The 891-nt window shown below is 73.8% G+C and carries 1 protein-coding gene; it reads left to right on the top strand.

What is annotated here, in order from left to right:
- Positions 1-157: 157 nt before the first annotated feature.
- Positions 158-891: bifunctional phosphopantothenoylcysteine decarboxylase/phosphopantothenate--cysteine ligase CoaBC (gene coaBC / locus G7A99_RS21740; protein WP_163144023.1), on the top strand; the 734-nt coding region annotated here is incomplete at its 3' end.

Here is an 891-nt window from a genome sequence, read left to right as displayed (position 1 = left end):
CCGGCCAGTCCGTGATCGCCATGCCTCCTCCCTGAGGTCATCGTCCCGTTGTCGCCCAGAGTCTACACGCTCATCCCGCAGGCCCGCACGGCACCGGCGGATGCTTCCCATACCCGGGGCACGCCGGTAATCTGTGCCCATTTGCACGGATAACACCATGCCGCAGCTCACCGGCTGCCGCGTCCTGCTCGGGGTCACCGGCGGGATCGCGGCCTACAAGGCCCCCGACCTGGTACGACGCCTGCGCGAGACGGGCGCCGACGTCCGCGTCGTGCTCACCGCCGGGGCGCGGGCGTTCGTGCAGCCACTGACCTTCCAGGCGGTCTCCGGCCGGCCCGTCCATCACGACCTCCTCGACCCGGATGCCGAGGCGGCTATGGGCCACATCGAGCTGGCGCGCTGGGCGGACCAGGTACTGATCGCGCCGGCGAGCGCGGACTTCATGGCCCGGCTGGCCCATGGCCTCGCCGACGACCTCCTCGCCACCCTGTGCCTGGCCACTGACGCCCCCATCAGCCTCGCCCCGGCGATGAACCGGCTGATGTGGGCCAACGCCGCCACCCGGGCCAACCGCGAGGTGCTGGAGGCCCGCGGCGTCCGGCTCATCGGCCCCGGCGAGGGCTCACAGGCCTGCGGTGAGACCGGCGCCGGGCGGATGCTGGAGCCCGAGGCCATCGTCGCCGCCCTCGCGGTCGGCGACGGCCCACTGACCGGCGAACGGGTGCTGATCACCGCCGGCCCCACCCGTGAGGCCATCGACCCTGTCCGCTACATCAGCAACCGCAGCAGCGGCCGTATGGGCTTCGCCCTGGCGGCCGCCGCGGCCGCCCGCGGCGCGGCGGTCACGGTGGTGGCCGGCCCCTGCGCGGAGCCGACGCCTCCCGGTGTGGA

This window comes from Arhodomonas sp. KWT, from assembly GCF_010993615.1.
This window is presented reverse-complemented; position numbering and strand designations above follow the sequence as displayed.